This is a genomic window from Variovorax sp. 05L425, from assembly GCF_056397705.1.
The window spans coordinates 1-16435 of record NZ_JBFTNY010000033.1 but is presented as its reverse complement, the minus strand read 5'-3'; the positions used below and the strand labels follow the sequence as shown (position 1 = coordinate 16435).

Here is a 16435-nt window from a genome sequence, read left to right as displayed (position 1 = left end):
TAAGATCGCCCGGATGAAAGCCCCCGCCAGCCGCTTCTGGTCTCGACTCACGACGCGCGACTTTCGCGCGCTCGATCCGGCGACGACCGTCGCGGTGCTGCCGCTCGGGGCGACGGAACAGCATGGTCCGCATCTGCCGCTCTGCGTGGACTCGACCCTGGTGGATGGCATCGTGGCGGCTGCGCTTCCGCTGCTGCCCGTCGACCTGCCGGTGCTTTTCCTGCCGACCCAGCAGGTTGGCCTGAGCCCGGAGCATGCGCGCTTTGCCGGCACCCTGACCTTGTCGTCCGAGACGCTGATCCGGCTCTGGAGCGAGATCGGCGCGGGCGTGGCGCGTGCCGGCGTCAGAAAGCTGGTGCTCTTCAATGCCCACGGGGGGCATGTCGGCGCCATGGACATCGTTGCGCGCGAACTGCGGGCGACGCACGGTCTCATTGTCTACAGCGCGAGCTGGTTCAACTTGTCGCTCGGCGATGCCGGCGCGCAGTTCAGCGCCGACGAGCACCGCTTCGGCGTCCATGCCGGCGAGATGGAAACCTCGATGATGCTGGCCCTCGCGCCCGATCACGTCGCCATGGAAGCAGCCCGCGATTTCGACTCAACCTCGCGCCAGCGCGCTGCCGACTATTCGATCCTCGGCAACGGCCGGAGCGCCAAGCTGGGTTGGGCGATGGAGGACTACAACCCCGAAGGCGCCGCCGGCAACGCCGCCGCTGCGACCGCGGAAAAGGGCCAGGCGCTGATCGATGCGGCCGCCGGGCAACTCGCCGCCCTGTTGACCGAAGTGGCGCGCCTGCCGTTGACGACGGCAAACACCGAGCCGTTGTCTTGAAGGCGTAAAGGCAACGAATTTCAGCCCGCGGCCAAAGGGCCTGTCGGCGCGAAATCCTTGATCTTGATGGAGCCGTCGGGCCGCTCGCAGGTGCCGATGAGCAAGCCGCTCGCGATTGCATGCGCTTTCAGCGCGTCGAAGATTTCGTCACGGCCCGGTGTTGCCGAAAACTCATGCGCGGCCCCCAGCGCGAAGATCTGGAACGCGTAGCGATGCACACCATGGCCCGGCGGCGGATCGGGTGGCAACCACGTCGCCTGAAGATAGGAGTTGAGGCCCGCATGGACCACCGTGCCTTCGTCATCGTCACGCGAAAGCGCACCTTCAGGCAACCCCCCATCGGCACCCGGCAGATCGACCGCGATGGCATGGACCAGGGGATGGGGCGTCGGCGAGTCCGCGTCCTCCACCAGCAGCACCAGCGAGACTGACGCCGTCGGAACGTCGAGCCAGTGCAGCGGAGGCGACTCGCCCTCGCCGTCGGCCGTATAGCGCGACGGCAACGGTGCGTGGTCGGCGAAGGCAAGGCTCGCGACCTTGATCGACGCCATGCCCTGGCGCAGGCCCAGCGTATTGAACGCGACCTGGTCGAGTCCGGCCCGCACGTCGTGCAGTGCGTGCCCGATCGCATCGGGGAGTTTTTCGAGCATCCGTCTATATAGCGCTCGTGCGACGAAACGTGTGTAGGACGCCGCGGGACACGGCGCTATCATGAAAACTCCACCGTCACTTTCGTCGGCGGGCGCCACTTCAGCCACTCCAGCCAAGGAATCCTATGAGCATCGTTTGGACCATTCTGATTGGCTTTGTCGCGGGCCTTGTGGCGCGCGCCATCAAACCCGGCGACGACTCGGCCGGCTTCATCGTGACCACGTTGATCGGCATCGCCGGCTCGCTGATCGCAACCTATGTGGGGCAGGCCATGGGGTGGTACACGGCGGGGCAGGGGGCGGGATTCATCGCCTCGGTACTCGGCGCGATCGTGCTGTTGTTCCTCTACGGCCTGATCAAACGCAAGTGAGTTGGCGCGGCGGCGACACCGCCGTTGGACTCAGGCATGCCGGTTCGCAAGACACGAAGTCGCCATCACCACCATGTGTACGTGGTCGAGCTTGACGACCGAGTCTGGAACGCGGCGCGGTTTCGACGCGCCAATCCCGATTACAAGCTCGGCATGCCCTTCGTTTATGTCGGAATGACAGGTCTCGATCCGGACGTACGCTTCGACAAGCACAAGGCAGGCATCCAGGCCAATGGCTTCGTTCGCGATCACGGATTGCGTTTGCTGCCGGCCCTCTATGCGATGTACAACCCCATGCCCTACGAGGCTGCGCGTGACATGGAGGTCGAACTCGGTATTGCACTGCGCGAGGCCGGATACGGCGTTTGGCAGGGGTAGGGAAAGGGGCCCATGGAGGTGCGCATGAATACCGCTTTTTGCATCGTGATGACGAGCCTCGGCACCGAAGACGAAGCCGAAACATTGGCGGCGGAAGTCGTCGAGGCGCGCCTGGCGGCCTGCGTCCAGATCCAACGTGTTCGAAGCCTCTACATCTGGCAGGGCGCGCTGCATCGCGAACCCGAATGGGTGCTCCACATCAAGACGGTCGACGCGCGCTACGCGGCGCTCGAGGCCTTCATCCGTGAACGTCACAGCTACGAGACGCCGGAGATCATCCGAGTACCGATCGCCGGCGGATCGGCCGACTATCTGGGCTGGGTCGAAGCGGGCTGCGTCCTGCCCGCTCAGGAGTAGGTCACCCAGTCTTCGTAGGCGGGCCCGTCGAGGTGCGGCAGCGTGTTGTAGGTCACCAGCATGTGGCGCTTGGGCGTGAACGCGAACTCCGTGACGGAAGAATTGCGCATGCGCAGGTTCAGCTCGATCGTCGTTGCGGAACTCGTCCCCAGCACGTGACCGACCGCAGTGCTGATCGGGCCGCCGCTCGACACCACCAGCACCTTCGCGCCGTGGTGGTGGTCGCGAATGTGGTCCAACGCGCTGGTGACGCCGGCCAGGAAGTCGACATAACTCGGCATGCCCACTGGCGCGGTCCGGCCTTGCATCCAGCTGTCCAGTCCCTGGCGCAACAGGCGGAAATGGTGCCGGTACATCTCAGGCGTGTCGGCTCGCTCCAGCTTGCCCGGATGGATGGTCGCGATCACCGCCTCGCTGTCGTATTCGTTCAAGCCGGGCCAGGGCAGGACGTCGTCGCGCTTCAATCCCAATCCCTCGGCGATGCCTTCCCAGGTTTGCCGATGGCGCTTCAACGTGCCGGTGATGACGGCGTCGAACTGCATGCCGCGCTCACGCCAGTATTCGCCGAGGCGAACCGACTGCTTCTTGCCCAGTTCGCTCAGGTTGTCGTAGTCGGCCGCGCCGAAGCTGGCTTGTCCGTGGCGCACGAGATAAAGGGTTCCCATGCGGCTGATTCTGACAAGGGACGCCGAATCTTCGCGTCACCGGGGCGACCGCCGAGTGGCTGATCCGGCTCAGGAGATCAGGTTGTGCTCGCGCGCAAAGACGTAGATTTCAAGATCACTCTTGAGGCCGAGCTTGGCCATGGCATCGGACTTTTGGCGGCTGACTGTCTTCACGCTGCGTGAAAGGCGCTCTGCGATGGCAGACACCGTCAGGCCGGAAGCGAAGAGTCGAAGAACCTCGCCCTCGCGTGGCGAAAGACGCGCCGATGCGCCCGCTTCGGAATTGAATTGGCTTTGCAGAAGGCTTTGCCGAAATGTGGTGCTGACGTAGTCCCGGCCTTGCCCTACGGCCTGGACCGCAATGGATATCTCGTTCATCCCCGCGGACTTGTCGATCAGGCCGCGCACGCCGGTGGCAAGGATGGCACCGAGCACGCCTACGTTGCTCATCATGGTGAGCACGATGATCGGCAGGTCGGGATACAGGCGGCGGATGCGTTGAACGAGCCCGAGGCCGTCGGCCTCCTCGGCGCTCGGCATCGAAAAATCGGTGATCAGCAAATCGGCGGGTGTCTCGCTCAGCACGGCCAACAGCGCCTCAGGCGAATCAGCTTCCGCGATGACATTGACGTCCAGGGCGTCCTTCAACACCATTCGCACGCCGGCCCTGATGATTGGATGGTCGTCAGCGACGATGACGCGCTTCTTCATGGCGATCCAATGTTGGTTGAAGGTTGGAGCGGAAATTGTAGTACCGCTGTCAGTCAGAGGAAGTATGCCCGAGTGCGGGCACAGCGCCTGATCAGGACCCGGCGATGACGTCCGCGAACACGGATGCATCGACGTTGCCGCCTGACAACGCGATGCCGACCGTCTTGCCGCGCCAACGCTCGTGCTGCTGCATCGCGGCAGCCAGGGCCGCTGCGCCTGCGCCCTCCGCCACGTTGTGGGTGTCGGTAAAAAGAGTTCGCATCGCCACGGCGATTTCGTCATCGCTGACAGAGACGATGTCGTCGGCCTCGCGCCGCAGCACGTCCAGCGCCTCCGGGACCGGCGTGCGGCACGCCATGCCGTCTGCCAGAAGGGTGCTGACGGGCGCCTCGAGCACCGTTCCGGCTCGAAACGAGTCGAGATAAGCCGTCGCGTGAGACGAGACGACGCCAATCAGCCGGGTGGAGACGCCGCAATGCGCACGGGCGGCCGCGGCACCGGCGAATCCGGAACCCAGGCCGATCGGCAAGAAGAGAACATCCGGCGGTGCAGGCGCCAGCGCCTCGAAGAATTCGACCCAGCTGGTTGCCACGCCACGCACGAGTTCACGATGAAAGGACGGGATGCGGTACATCCCGTCGCGTTTGGCCAGGAGGGCGGCGTGTTCGCTCGCTGTCTGGAATTCGTCGCCGTGCTCAACGAGCGTCACGCCCAGCGCTCGCATTGCGGCGTTTTTCTCGACCGAGTTTCCATAGGCACCACGATGGTGGCGGCGATGCCGTAACGCTGAGCGGCGAAGCCGACCGATTGCCCGTGGTTCCCGCGCGTGGCGCTGACGACGTGCCGTACTTCGGGGTGTTCGCGCGCCAGTGTCTCGAAAAAGGTGAGCCCGCCACGAAGCTTGAAAGCGCCGGTGGGCGTGTGGTTCTCGTGCTTCGTCCAGACCGTGCACTCCAGGCGCTGCGCGAGCAGCGGCCAGGCGTACTGTGGCGTCGGCGGCATCGCCGCATGGACGGTATGCAACGCGGATTCGATCTCTTCGCGGCTGAACTTCATCACTTGCGATCGATCAGCGCGATGCGAACCGCGAGTGCACCGAGAACGCTGCCCATCACGTAGCGCTGCGCGAGGAGCCAGCCCTTGCTCTTCGAAAGAAAGGTCGTGATGCTCGCCGCACCCAAAACCAAAAGCGCGTTGATCCCGCCGCTCACGAGGATCTGCACGGCACCGAGTGCCAGGCTCTGCAGCAGCACGGAGCCGCGGTCCGGATGCAGAAACTGCGGGAAAAAGGACAGGTAGAACATCGCCACCTTGGGGTTCAGCACGTTGGTCAGAAAGCCCATGGTGAAGAGCTTTGCCGGCCGATCGTGCGGCAGCAGTCGCGCCTCGAAAGGTGCAATGCCGTCGGGCTTCAACGCTTGCCAGGCGAGCCACAGAAGGTAGGCGGCACCGAGCAGGCGGATCGTATCGAATGCGAAGGGGACGGCGATCAACAGCGCGGTGAGGCCAAGCGCCGCCGCCATCAAGTGCACCACGAATCCGAGCAGCACGCCGGCGAGCGAAATCAGCCCAGCAGCACGGCCTTGGCAAAGGGCGCGCGAGACGCAGTAGATCATGTTGGGGCCGGGCGTCAGCACCAGCAAGAGCGCGGCGACGGTGAACCAGGCGAGTTCGGAGCCAGTCAGCATGATCAAATTCCTCGGGAGTGAAGCGTGACGGTGCCGTGCGGTGTGTCGAACACGGCATGAAGATCGGGAGGGCCGTTGACCAGCGACACGCCGGAAAGGCCGATTGCGCGAAGGGCGGTGCCGAGATCCACTGAACGCGGATGCGCAAGACTCAGCGAACGCAGCGTGACGCTGGATTCAGTCATGCTGTCGCTGGGGTGAACGGGGCCCCACTGGATCAGTGTCGGCAATGCGCCGTAGAAAAGTCGCTGACCATCGTCGCGGACGGTGATTTGCCACGACAGGCGACCGGCCACCGTATCGCGCGACGCCTCGATCACCTGGCCGCGGTCGAGCCGCTCTTGATTCAGGGCCTGGACGGCGGCATCGATGTCTTGAACTTCCGCCACGAAGTGCACCAGTCGGGGCCCATCACGCGCCAGCGTCGCCTGCAATGCCGCGTCGTCGAGGTCGAACCATCGCTGTTGGCCAGTGGGCCGCGTCGATCGTGCAGCGGGATCGATCGCGATGATTTCCAGATAGACGCGCGGCGAATCCGCCGTTGCGATCTTCATCAAGCGGTTGTGCGTGCCCATCTGGGGGTGCGCGCCGCCGGGGCCGGGCGCGACACCGAAGGTTGCCTCGCACCACCGCACACCCTCTTCGAGGGCGTGGGCCGCGATCACCAAATGGTCGATTCGCGCTTTCATGGTGGAAACCTAGAGCGTCACGCTCCCGTCGATGCAAGTGACCGAGTCGCCGCCGACCCACACCTGGCCGTCGCTGTCGCGCATCACATGGACACGCCCGTCGCGGCCCAGGACCTGGCCTTGGGTCGCAACGTAGCGTTCGGGCATATGGCCGTCGGCGATCAACCATTGGGCGAGACTGGCGTTGAAGCTTCCGGTGACCGGGTCTTCCTCGATGCCTACCGGCGCCGCAAAACCGCGTACTTCAATGCCGGCGGCCGACTCTTCGGACCGCGAGAAGGCACGTGCTTCGCGATTCGAGCGCGTGATCAACTGGGGCGATTCACTGGCAGAGATGCCGGCGACGCCGATCTTGTGGCCGAGTTCGTGCAGCGCGCGATGGTCGGGCTTCAACGCGAGCACGGTGTCAGCATCGTTCAACAAAAGGCCAAGCCAGACGGTGCCGTTGTCCAGCAGCTGCGACGAGACGATCTGTGGGGCTCGGATGCCGAGCGCTCCTGCCACCTTCGCCAGCATCGTCGGGCTGGGTGCGCTGCGCCGCATCGGTGGCGCGGCGAAGGTCAGGCGATCACCGTCGCGATGGATCGGCACCAGTCCGCTTTCGCACTGCTGCACGATGCGGTTGCCGGCTTTGGGTTTTCCACCGGCCTGCAGCCACGCGTGACAGCTACCGAGTGTTGGATGACCCGCGAAGAGCAATTCGCCACCCGGCGTGAAGATGCGCACACGGTAGTCGGCCGTGGGCTCGGTGGGGGGCAGCAGAAAAGTGGTTTCGGAAAGATGCGTCCACGCCGCGAAGCGTTGCATCGTCTCGTCGTCGAGTCCGGTGCCGTCGAGCACGACCGCGAGGGGATTGCCGAAGTAGGGCGCCGACGTGAAGACGTCGACTTGTTTGAACGGGCGGGTTTTCATCGGTGTCATTCAAGCGGAAGGTCGAGCACGCCGCGTGCGCCCGTCCGGCTGCGCAGATCGGCAAACCATCGCTCGACATGGGGCCAGGACGGACGCGTGTATTCGGTTTGCGGCAGACCGAACCAGCGGTGCGCTTCGCAGCCGACCGGGATGTCGGCCATCGTGAACTGATCGCCGAGCATGTATGCGCGCGTGGCGAGATGGGCATCCAGCAGCGCGAACAGGGGCTCCGTCGCACGAACCGAATACTCGATCACCTCGGGCTGTCGCTGTGATGCCGACGTCCGGATCCATTGCTTGAACGCGCCGCCGCTCACCGGATTCAACGTGGTCTGCTGCCAGTCCATCCACCGCTCGGCATCGAAACGCTGAGCAAGAGGTTCGGGATAAAGCTTCCCCATGGAGTGCCTCGCGCAGAGGTAGCGCACGATCACGTTCGATTCCCAGAGGATGACGCGGTCCTCGCCCTCGCCGTCGTCGATGGCCGGTACCAGCGCATTCGGATTCAGCCGGAGGTATTCGGGCGTCTGGACCACGCCGAATTTCCCGCCGGCCTCGGTGCGCTGGAAGTCGAGGCCGAGTTCCTGCGCGCACCAGACCACCTTGCGTACATTGATGGAGCTGATGCGCCCCCAGATGTTGAGCATGTCGGAGTACCTTTGCGAGGCTATCTCAGGTGGGGCTGCCGGCCAACTGACGCTGGACCTCAGCCGCCGCGTTGTGCGCAAGCTGCTCGCGAACTGCTTCGGCCAGCGCTGTGATGGCCGTGTCGATTTCGTCGACGCTCGCCGTCACGAAAGACAGACGCATCGTGCGCGGATCGCCTTCGCCGGCGTAGAAGGGCAGGCCCGGAACGAATGCCACGCCGCGTTCGACCGCCTTGGGCAGCAGCTCGACGCTGTTCATGCCTTCGGGCAGACGCAGCCACAGGAACATGCCGCCGGCCGGTTTGTTGAATTCGACCTGCAAGCCCTTCATTTCGCGCGTGAGTGCGGCGAGCATGGCATCGCGCTGGCCCTTGTAGAGCGCGCGAATTGTCGGCACGTGGCGACTCAGGAAGCCTTCCCGCATCACTTCCGACACCATGCGCTGGTTGAAGCTCGGCGTGTGCAGATCGGCAGCCTGCTTGGCCTGCAGCAACTTTGGATAGATGGCCTTGGGCGCCACCAGAAAGCCGAGTCGCAGGCCGGGTGCCAGCACCTTCGAGAACGAACCGAGATAGATGCAGCCGTCGGGGTTGCGCGCTGTGAGCGGCAATGGCGGCGCTTCGTCGAACCAGAGTTCGCCGTAGGGGTTGTCCTCGACGATGGGCAGGCCGGCCTTTGCCGCAGCGGCCGACACCGCCGCGCGGCGTTCCTCGGTCATCGTGCGGCCGGTGGGATTCTGGAAATTGGGCAGCAGGTAGACGAATCGTGCGTCCTTCGACTTGGCGACCAGGTCGTCGACCACCACGCCGTCGTCGTCGCTCGCGACACTGACCGGTTCGGGCTCCATCGGCGAGAAGGCCTGCAGCGCGCCGAGGTAGGTCGGCGTCTCGACCAGCACACGGCTGCCGGGATCGAGCAGCACCTTGGCGATCAGATCCAGCCCTTGTTGCGATCCGGTCGTGATCAGCACCTGCGCGGGGTCCACGCTCCAGGGCAGCATTTCGGCGACCGCTTCGCGCAGGGGGCCGTAACCTTCGCTGGCCGCGTATTGCAGGGCCGCCTGACCGTCCTTGTGCAGAACTTCGGCACAGGCCTCGGCGAAGGCGCTGATCGGAAAAGTCTTCGGCGACGGCAGGCCGCCGGCGAGACTGATGATGCCGGGGCGTTCGGTCACCTTGAGAATTTCGCGAATCACCGAAGGATTCATCTTTTCGGCGCGGGCGGCGAGTTTCCAGTTCATGTCATGACTCCGTGAATGTATGAATCGCTATCGCGAAGCAGCAGCGGCGAGAGCAGCAGGGGCCCGCGGTTGCGAAAGCTTCTTCCCCGCGACCACGGTGGCGACCACCGCGGCAGCAAAGCCGAGCGTAACGATATCGAGCGGCTCGCCCAACAGGGGAATGGCGGCGAGGATGGAAAGAAAAGGTTGCAGCAATTGCGTCTGGCTGACGCGCAACGCGCCACCCATCGCCAAGCCGCGGTACCAGGCGAAGAAGCCGACCCACATCGAGAACACCCCGACGTAGACAAAGCCGACCCAAGCGGACGCAGCCACCGGCTGTTGCGGCCAGAGCAACAGCGTTCCGGGCAGCGTCACCGGCAATGCCAGCACGCAGACCCAGCAGATGACCCGTTCGGCACCCAGTGCGGGCGTGACCTGCGCCCCGTAGATGTAGCCTAGCGAGGCTGCGAACACGGCTCCGACCAGAAGCACATCGGCCCATTCGAACCCAAAGCTGGCGCCCTGGTTGTTCGCGCGCAGCAGTGAAAAGACCACCACCAGACCACTGCCTGCGATGGCGCAAAGCCAGAAGCCCAGCCTGGCTCGCTGGTGCAGCACCCAGGCCGCACACGCCGCCGTCACGAGCGGCAAGAGCGCCGTGACTACGGCTGCGTGGCTTGCGGTGACCACGCGCAGTGCATAGGCCAACAGCAGCGGAAAGCCGATCGCATTGCCCATGACCGCTATTGCCAGTGCCTTCCACTGATGCGGCCGCGGCAAGGGAGCGCGGGTACTCAGGAGGAAGATCACAGACAGGACGCCGGCCAGAGCGGCGCGGCCCAGCGTCAAGAACCAGGGTGAAAGCTGCGGTGCCGCCTGCGTACCCGTGGCGAGCCGCGTCATTGGCAACGTCACCGCGAAGAACGCGACGCCCAGCACGCCGAGCCACATGCCAAGTGCTTCGTCCTTGATCTTCATACGCCGACCATCCACCAGGCGGTGAGCACCAGCACAGCCGCCATGCCGCGGTTGAACCAAAGCAGTCGTCGGCCCTGCGCCAGCCAGTTGCGCAGCAACGCGCCAGCCAGTGCATAGCTGAAGTTGCTGGCGAAGGCGTAGACCAGCATGACCGGTGCCACGATGGCGAAGCGGTGCAGCGCATCGGGCTGACCGGCGATCCAGCCTGCGACCAGCGTCAACGCCAGCAGCCACGCCTTGATGTTGAGGAATTGAAGCAGAACCCCCTGCTTGAAGCCGACGCTGAGTTGCTCGCCATTCGACTGAGCGAGCGAGGCGCTGCCGCTGAGCTTCCACGCAAGCCATAGCAGATAGACGATGCCGAGCGCCTTGATGACCCATCGCAGCGACGGCGCGGCCACCACGAGTGCCCCGACGCCTGCCGCACAGAGCATCAGAAGAAGCGTCCAGCCCACAGGGACGGCAATCACGAAGCGCATGGCGCGCGGCAGGCCGCCGTTGGCTGCCAGTGCCGTAGAGAGCGTGGTGTTAGGGCCGGGCGAGAAACTCATCGCCGTGGCCAGTACCAGCAGCGCGGTGAATTCTTGCCAGTTCATGGGCCACACTTTAAACTGATGACCATTACAGTTCCGGTACAGATTTTCGAACATGTTTGAAATCTGTATTGGTCTCAGGATCGACACAGAACCCGGATCGCATGCTGACACGAACCTCCACCCAGTCGCTGACTGGCCAACTCGCCGACCGATTTGCCGAACGCATCCGGAACCGGTTGCTGGCGCCGGGAGCGCGCCTGCCGTCCGTGCGTGAATGCGCGCGCCAGCAGGGCGTGAGTCCGCACACTGTGGTTGCGGCCTATGACCAGCTCCTTGCGCAGGGACTTGTCGAGGCGCGCCGCCAAAAGGGTTTCTATGTCCGTGATTCGGCTGCGGCGACTACCGGGGCCGCATCACTGAGCATGACCTTCGTCGCTCAGCAACCGCCGGTGCAGACGGTGGCGGCCGATGCCAGCATGCTGATCCGTGGCATGTTCCATCGGCCCAGCGACAAGCCGCAGCCGGGCATGGGCGTCTTTCCGCCCGATTGGCTGGAGTCGACATTCATGCCTGCCGCAGTGCGCCGCGTGACAAATACCAAGGCGCTGCAGGAGTTCTCGCTGCAATACGGCGAGCCCGCCGGGGACAGTGGTTTGCGACGCAGCCTGGCCACCAAGCTCGCGCGCATCAATGTGCCTGCGGGACCCGAGCAGATTGTGACAACGGTCGGCGCCACGCATGCACTCGACATCGTCAGCCGGACCTTGTTGCGGCCGGGCGATCCCGTGATGGTCGAGGAGCCGGGCTGGGCGCTCGAGTTCGCGAGACTGGAAGCGCTAGGCATGCGTATCCTGCCTGTCCCACGCCATACCGACGGCCCGGATCTGGACGTCATGGAGCGCTATTGCAGCGCTGGCGAAGGCCATAGGCCGAAGCTGTTCGTGAGTGTCAGCGTGCTGCACAACCCGACGGGGTACAGCCTGTCGCCGGGCAGCGCTCACCGCGTGCTTCAGCTGGCGAACAAGCATGATTTCCATATCGTCGAGGACGACACGTACAGCCATCTCGCGCCCGAGCACGCGACTCGTCTCTGCGCGCTCGACGGCTTGCAGCGAACCATCTATGTCAGCGGGTTCGCGAAGATTCTCGCGCCCAACTGGCGCATTGGTTTCCTCGCGGCTTCATCAGAAATGGTCGGGCGTCTTCTCGAAACCAAGCTGATCGCGACCTTGACCACGCCCTCCTTGTTCGAGCGCGCGTTGGCGTGGTGTATCGATCAAGGCCAACTGCGCCGACACGCGGAGCGCATTCGACTGCGCCTCGACGGGGCGCGCGGCCGTACCGTCAAGCTTGCGCTGGGTGCGGGATGCACGCTGGCGTCGGAGCCGGCAGGACTATTCGGGTGGCTCGACACGGGTGTCGATACCGATGTATTGACGCAGCGCATGCTGGACGAGGGCTATCTGATCGCGCCCGGCTCGCTGTTTCATGCGAGGCGCCCTCCGACCACCCTGATGAGAATCAATTTCGCCACCGGCCAGGATGCAGGGTTCTGGAGGGTGTTCACGCGAGTGAGGGACCAGCTCTAGACGCCGGGGTCGGCGGTCAGAGCAGTTTGTCCGGCGCGAGCGGCCCGAACATCTTGAGCAGCAGGCGAAGGCCGGCGCTGGTATCGGGCTCGGAAGTGACGTCGGCCAGTCCACTGCCTTGCGGCGCCCGCCAGACAAGCTGGCCGTCGCGCCGCTCGACATGCCACGCGCCCTCGCGCAACACCGCCTCGATCTTGTCAGTCGCGGTCTGCGAAAGCTCGCTGCTGCGAATCAGCACCGCGATTTCGGTGTTCTGCAATTGCGAGCGCAGATCGAGATTCATCGAGCCGACCACCAGAAGCTGGCCATCTACGACCAGCACCTTCGAATGGAGCATCGAACGTGATTCACCGGAGACGTTGCTTCCCGCCCCGAAGGCGCTGCTCAGACCTGCTTGCTCGCTGCGCAGTTCGTGGAGTTCGACGTCCATCGCGAGTAGCTCCTCGCGATGCCGCGCGTAGCCCACATGAGCGACGGGCGCGTCGTTCGATGCGAGGGAGTTCGTGAGCACCCGGATGCTGACGCCGCGCGCTCGCGCAGCGGCGAAGGCCTGAATCATGTCGGGACCAGGGACGAAGTAGGGGGAAATGATCAGCAGGTCGCGTCGGGCGAGGCCGATCAGTTGCAGAAGCCCTTCGACGACGGTGTCGCCATCTTGGGCCGCATTGGCTGCAGCATCGATCGAATTGTTCGCGCGCACCTGATGGGATCGTCCCGCCTTGCCGATCACCACGAGGCCGGGAGCCTTGTTCGGAGCGCCCGCGTTCCCAGCACTGGCTCCGTCCAAAGGGATCTTGCCCGGCTTGTCGACCAGCACGACCGCGGGGGCCCACACAAAGGTCGCATCGCGAAGCTCCATGGGCTTCTCGTCCCAGGCACGGGCGCGCTGTTCGGCCGTCGGGGCAGGGCCATTGGCTTTTTCAGGCGGTGCGGCGCCGGACGCCGCGCGTTCGCGCTCTGCTTTGTCAGCCGCTCGTGCCTGATCGCGAATCTTGTTGAGTTCGTCCCGCGAGACGAGTGATTGCACCGGATAGGCGCGATTGTTGTTCCAGTAGGCGTCGAAGCTGCGCGACAAGTCCTGCACGATGCGTCCTGCCACCAACACGTCGAGATCGATGAAATTTGCGCTCTTGTCGTTGCCGAAGTAGGCATCTCCAAGGTTGCGGCCGCCGGTAACGGCAATGACGTTGTCCGCGATGAAGAGCTTGTTGTGCATCCGCTGCTGGACGCGCGATGCATCATCGAGCGAACTCACAAGGCGTCCCAGAGTCGATGCTCTCGCGCCGGTCAGCGGATTGAACATCCGCATTTCGATGTTGGGCTCGAAGGCAAGCCGCATCACACGAGCATCGCGACCGGTACTGTGGAAGTCGTCGAGCAGGATGCGAACACGCACGCCACGCCGCGCTGCATCGCGCACCCCCAGGAGCAAGCGGGCGGTGCTGGCGTCGGCGTGGATCGCGTAGTACTGGAGGTCCAGCGTCTTTTGCGCGCCCTGGACCAGGGCCAGTCTGCTTCCATACGCGGCCTGAGGTCCATCGATCAGCAGGAAGCCGGAGTCGAAGCGGGTTGCCGCAGCATCCCGGCGTTGCTTCACGAGCACCGCCAAAGGCGTCTCCGTCGGTGATGCCAGGGCGGTCGAGACCGGCCGTTGAACGTCTTGCGGCAACTCGGCGCAGGCGGACAAGCAGTAGGCAAGGCCGCATGCGACGCAAAAGCGAAGGGCCGTCGCGGCAGATCGTCGAAGCGTTACGAATGAGGGCATGCAGCATCAGGAGAGCCTAGACGGCGCATCCTAAGCGCGGCCGCCGGCTGCCGCGCGTCAGACAAGAACGCCGTTAACCCGGGCCCAAAGCGCCGAGTTCTTCCCAGCGTTCGAGCGCCGCCAGCAACTCCTCGTCGATGCGGGCGTGGCGTTCGCCAAGTTCGGCTGCCCGCGATGAATCGTTCGCGTAGATGGCGCCCCCGTCCAACTCCAGCATCTCGGTGATGCGTTTCTGCTCCTCCTCCAGGGAGGCGATTTGCGTTGGGAGCAATTCGAGTTCGCGCTGTTCCTTGTAGCTGAGCTTCTTCCTTGCTCCGGTACGTTGAGGTGCGGCAGAGGCGGGCGGCGGTGCTGCAGGTGCCGGCGCAACCGCGGCGGCGCGTTGTTCGGCAATCTCTCGTGCGCGCTTCGATTGGGTCAGCCAATCCTGCACGCTGCCTTCATATTCGCGCCAGCGGCCGTCGCCTTCGAACGCGATCGTGCTCGTGACTACGTTATCGAGGAAGGTTCGGTCGTGACTGACGAGGAATACGGTCCCGTCGTAGTTCTGGAGCAAATCTTCGAGGAGCTCGAGCGTGTCGATGTCGAGGTCATTGGTCGGCTCGTCCAGAACCAGCACATTGGCCGGGCGCGCGAACAAGCGTGCCAGCAGCAGCCGATTGCGTTCTCCGCCACTGAGCGAACGCACGGGTGAATGGGCACGTGCAGGCGAAAACAGGAAGTCGGCAAGGTAGCTCTTGACGTGCTTGCGCTGACTGCCGATCTCGATCCATTCGCTGCCGGGGCTGATGAAGTCCTCCAGTGTCGCGTCGAGGTTGAGTGCATTGCGCATCTGGTCGAAGTAGGCCACCTGCACGTTGGTTCCACGGCGGATCTTCCCGCTGTCGGGCTCCAGTTCGCCGAGGATCAGCTTCAGCAGTGTCGTCTTGCCGGCGCCATTGGGACCGAGGATGCCGACCTTGTCACCGCGCAGGATCGTGCCGGTGAATCCGCGGATCACCTTCTTGTCGCCGAAAGCCTTGGATGCGTCGGTCAATTCGGCAACGATCTTCCCGCTGTTTTGGCCCGATGAGACGTCCATGTTGACGCTCCCCAGTACCTCCCGCCTGGCAGCGCGATTGGCGCGGAGTGCTTCGAGCCGGCCGATTCGGCTCTGGCTCCGTGTTCGGCGGGCCTCGACGCCTTTGCGGATCCATATTTCTTCCTGGGCGAGCAGTTTGTCGGCCTTGGCGTTGATCACCGCTTCCTGCGCGAGTTGCTCCTCTTTCTGAATCAGATACTGCTCGAAGTTGCCGGGATAAGAACTCAGTTTGCCTCGGTCCAGTTCCACGATGCGCGTGGCGACTCGGTTGAGAAAGCTCCGGTCGTGCGTGATGGTCACCACGCTTCCCTTGAAGTCGATCAACAGTTGTTCGAGCCATTCAATCGAGTCGAGGTCAAGGTGATTGGTCGGCTCGTCGAGAAGCAATACGGCAGGCGCCGCAACGAGTGCCTGCGCGAGCGCCACGCGTTTACGTGTGCCGCCGGAAAGCGAGCCGACCTGTGCCGCCCCGTCCAGATGCAGCCGGTGCAGCGTCTCGTTGACGCGCTGCTCCCAGTTCCAAGCGTCGAATGCCTCGATCTGTGACTGGAGCGCGTCGAGATCGACGCCGGGCGCACCGGACAAGTATTGATCCCGAATGGCGATCACGTTGGCGAGGCCCGCACTCGCGGCCGTGAAGACATTGGCCTCCATGTCGAGTGATGGCTCTTGCGCGACGTAAGTGACTCGCAGTCCTTGTTGAACCTGAAGCGTCCCATCGTCGGGTCTCTCCAGTCCGCCGAGAATCTTGAGAAGCGAAGACTTGCCGGCACCATTGCGGCCGATCAGCCCGATGCGTTCAGATTCAATGAGAGAGAAGTCCGCATGATCCAACAGCGGGACGTGGCCGAATGCCAGTTGGGCATCGAGAAGAGTGATGAGTGCCATGTGGAGTGGATTATCGGATTGGGGAACTCGCTCTATCCCTGTGCCAGCAGTGAAGTGACGATGCGCAAGTCTGGATGGCCTTCCGCTAGGCGACGAAGGATGGCATATACTCGTGGGCTCGGCTGAAAGCGCGAAGGCGGTTCAGGTGATTTCCCTCTTACATGGGGAAGAGCCAAGTAGGTCGAAAAATGCGCAGTCGATGTGAAGGTTGTTTGAAAAAACACTGCATAATCGAAAGCTCAGCTGAATTGACTGACTGCCTCACTTCGGAGCGGATTGAGAGTAGTGGTCGAAGAAGCAAAAACCCTAGGGTTTGACTGGTTTTAAAAAACCGTGTCATAATCGCAGGCTCCGCTAAACACGGATCTCGAAGGAGTTCTTCGGAGCGAGGTTGAGGTGAGCGGAGGGGGGAAAAGAAAAGCTTAAAAAGTTTTTCAGATCTTCTGAAAAGCGTGTAATAATAGAGGGCTTCGCTG

17 protein-coding genes and 1 pseudogene are annotated in these 16435 nt (G+C 63.7%); 5 read left to right on the top strand and 13 right to left on the bottom strand.

Features of this window, described 5'->3' with window-relative positions; all coding sequences use genetic code 11:
* Positions 1-13: 13 nt before the first annotated feature.
* Positions 14-832: a creatininase family protein gene (locus AC1DN9_RS26890; protein WP_478105044.1), complete on the top strand. Its 819-nt coding sequence runs from the start codon at positions 14-16 to the stop codon at positions 830-832.
* Positions 833-852: 20 nt separating this feature from the next.
* Here the strand turns inward: AC1DN9_RS26890 and AC1DN9_RS26885 are convergent, their stop codons facing one another.
* Positions 853-1482: a YbhB/YbcL family Raf kinase inhibitor-like protein gene (locus AC1DN9_RS26885; RefSeq protein ID WP_478105043.1), complete on the bottom strand. Its 630-nt coding sequence runs from the start codon at positions 1480-1482 to the stop codon at positions 853-855.
* Positions 1483-1607: 125 nt separating this feature from the next.
* Between AC1DN9_RS26885 and AC1DN9_RS26880 the strand changes: the two genes are divergently transcribed.
* From AC1DN9_RS26880 to cutA, 3 genes are read left to right on the top strand one after another with little or no spacing between them, the layout of a single operon-like run.
* Positions 1608-1853, top strand: a complete 246-nt coding sequence (locus AC1DN9_RS26880) for a GlsB/YeaQ/YmgE family stress response membrane protein (RefSeq protein WP_478105042.1) — start codon at positions 1608-1610, stop codon at positions 1851-1853.
* A 36-nt stretch (positions 1854-1889) separates the two neighbouring features.
* Positions 1890-2231, top strand: coding sequence for a hypothetical protein (locus AC1DN9_RS26875; RefSeq protein ID WP_478105040.1), 342 nt, complete (start codon positions 1890-1892; stop codon positions 2229-2231).
* Between the two features lie 24 nt (positions 2232-2255).
* Positions 2256-2588 (top strand): divalent-cation tolerance protein CutA, encoded by a 333-nt coding sequence (gene cutA / locus AC1DN9_RS26870; RefSeq protein WP_478105039.1) that lies wholly within the window; start codon positions 2256-2258, stop codon positions 2586-2588.
* Here the strand turns inward: cutA and AC1DN9_RS26865 are convergent.
* The 10 genes and pseudogenes from AC1DN9_RS26865 to AC1DN9_RS26820 form a co-directional block, all read right to left on the bottom strand.
* Positions 2579-3253 carry a histidine phosphatase family protein gene (locus tag AC1DN9_RS26865; RefSeq protein WP_478105038.1) on the bottom strand — a complete coding sequence of 225 codons (675 nt, stop codon included), beginning with the start codon at positions 3251-3253 and terminating at the stop codon, positions 2579-2581. The two genes, cutA and AC1DN9_RS26865, sit on opposite strands and share 10 nt — an antisense overlap.
* Positions 3254-3322: 69 nt before the next feature.
* The gene (locus AC1DN9_RS26860) at positions 3323-3964 is read right to left on the bottom strand and encodes a response regulator (RefSeq protein ID WP_478105036.1); all 642 of its coding nucleotides are present in this window, start codon (positions 3962-3964) and stop codon (positions 3323-3325) included.
* A gap of 91 nt (positions 3965-4055) precedes the next feature.
* Positions 4056-5020 (bottom strand): annotated as a pseudogene (locus AC1DN9_RS26855) (threonine dehydratase).
* A complete protein-coding gene (locus AC1DN9_RS26850; protein WP_478105035.1) occupies positions 5020-5652 on the bottom strand; it encodes a LysE family translocator in 633 nt (210 codons plus the stop codon). Before AC1DN9_RS26850 ends, AC1DN9_RS26855 begins: the two are co-directional and overlap by 1 nt.
* A 2-nt stretch (positions 5653-5654) precedes the next feature.
* Positions 5655-6341 (bottom strand): VOC family protein, encoded by a 687-nt coding sequence (locus tag AC1DN9_RS26845; RefSeq protein WP_478105034.1) that lies wholly within the window; start codon positions 6339-6341, stop codon positions 5655-5657.
* A gap of 9 nt (positions 6342-6350) precedes the next feature.
* Entirely contained in the window at positions 6351-7253 is a 903-nt protein-coding gene (locus AC1DN9_RS26840) for a PhzF family phenazine biosynthesis protein (protein WP_478105032.1), read from the bottom strand.
* 5 nt (positions 7254-7258) lie between these two features.
* Positions 7259-7900 carry a glutathione S-transferase family protein gene (locus AC1DN9_RS26835; RefSeq protein ID WP_478105031.1) on the bottom strand — a complete coding sequence of 214 codons (642 nt, stop codon included), beginning with the start codon at positions 7898-7900 and terminating at the stop codon, positions 7259-7261.
* Between the two features lie 25 nt (positions 7901-7925).
* Positions 7926-9140, bottom strand: a complete 1215-nt coding sequence (locus tag AC1DN9_RS26830; RefSeq protein WP_478105029.1) for an aminotransferase-like domain-containing protein — start codon at positions 9138-9140, stop codon at positions 7926-7928.
* Positions 9141-9167: 27 nt separating this feature from the next.
* A complete protein-coding gene (locus AC1DN9_RS26825; RefSeq protein WP_478105028.1) occupies positions 9168-10100 on the bottom strand; it encodes a DMT family transporter in 933 nt (310 codons plus the stop codon).
* A complete protein-coding gene (locus tag AC1DN9_RS26820; protein ID WP_478105026.1) occupies positions 10097-10696 on the bottom strand; it encodes a LysE family translocator in 600 nt (199 codons plus the stop codon). Before AC1DN9_RS26820 ends, AC1DN9_RS26825 begins: the two co-directional genes overlap by 4 nt.
* Before the next feature lie 101 nt (positions 10697-10797).
* Here AC1DN9_RS26820 and AC1DN9_RS26815 point away from each other — a divergent pair, with 101 nt between their 5' ends.
* Positions 10798-12225 carry an aminotransferase-like domain-containing protein gene (locus AC1DN9_RS26815; protein WP_478105025.1) on the top strand — a complete coding sequence of 476 codons (1428 nt, stop codon included), beginning with the start codon at positions 10798-10800 and terminating at the stop codon, positions 12223-12225.
* A 16-nt stretch (positions 12226-12241) separates the two neighbouring features.
* On the opposite strand, the gene AC1DN9_RS26810 is transcribed toward AC1DN9_RS26815, so the two are convergent.
* Complete coding sequence (locus tag AC1DN9_RS26810; RefSeq protein WP_478105024.1) at positions 12242-13990, bottom strand: phospholipase D family protein; 1749 nt, start codon at positions 13988-13990, stop codon at positions 12242-12244.
* Between the two features lie 73 nt (positions 13991-14063).
* On the bottom strand, positions 14064-15959 hold the full coding sequence (locus AC1DN9_RS26805) for an ATP-binding cassette domain-containing protein (RefSeq protein WP_478105022.1): 1896 nt from the start codon (positions 15957-15959) through the stop codon (positions 14064-14066).
* Positions 15960-16435 lie beyond the last annotated feature (476 nt).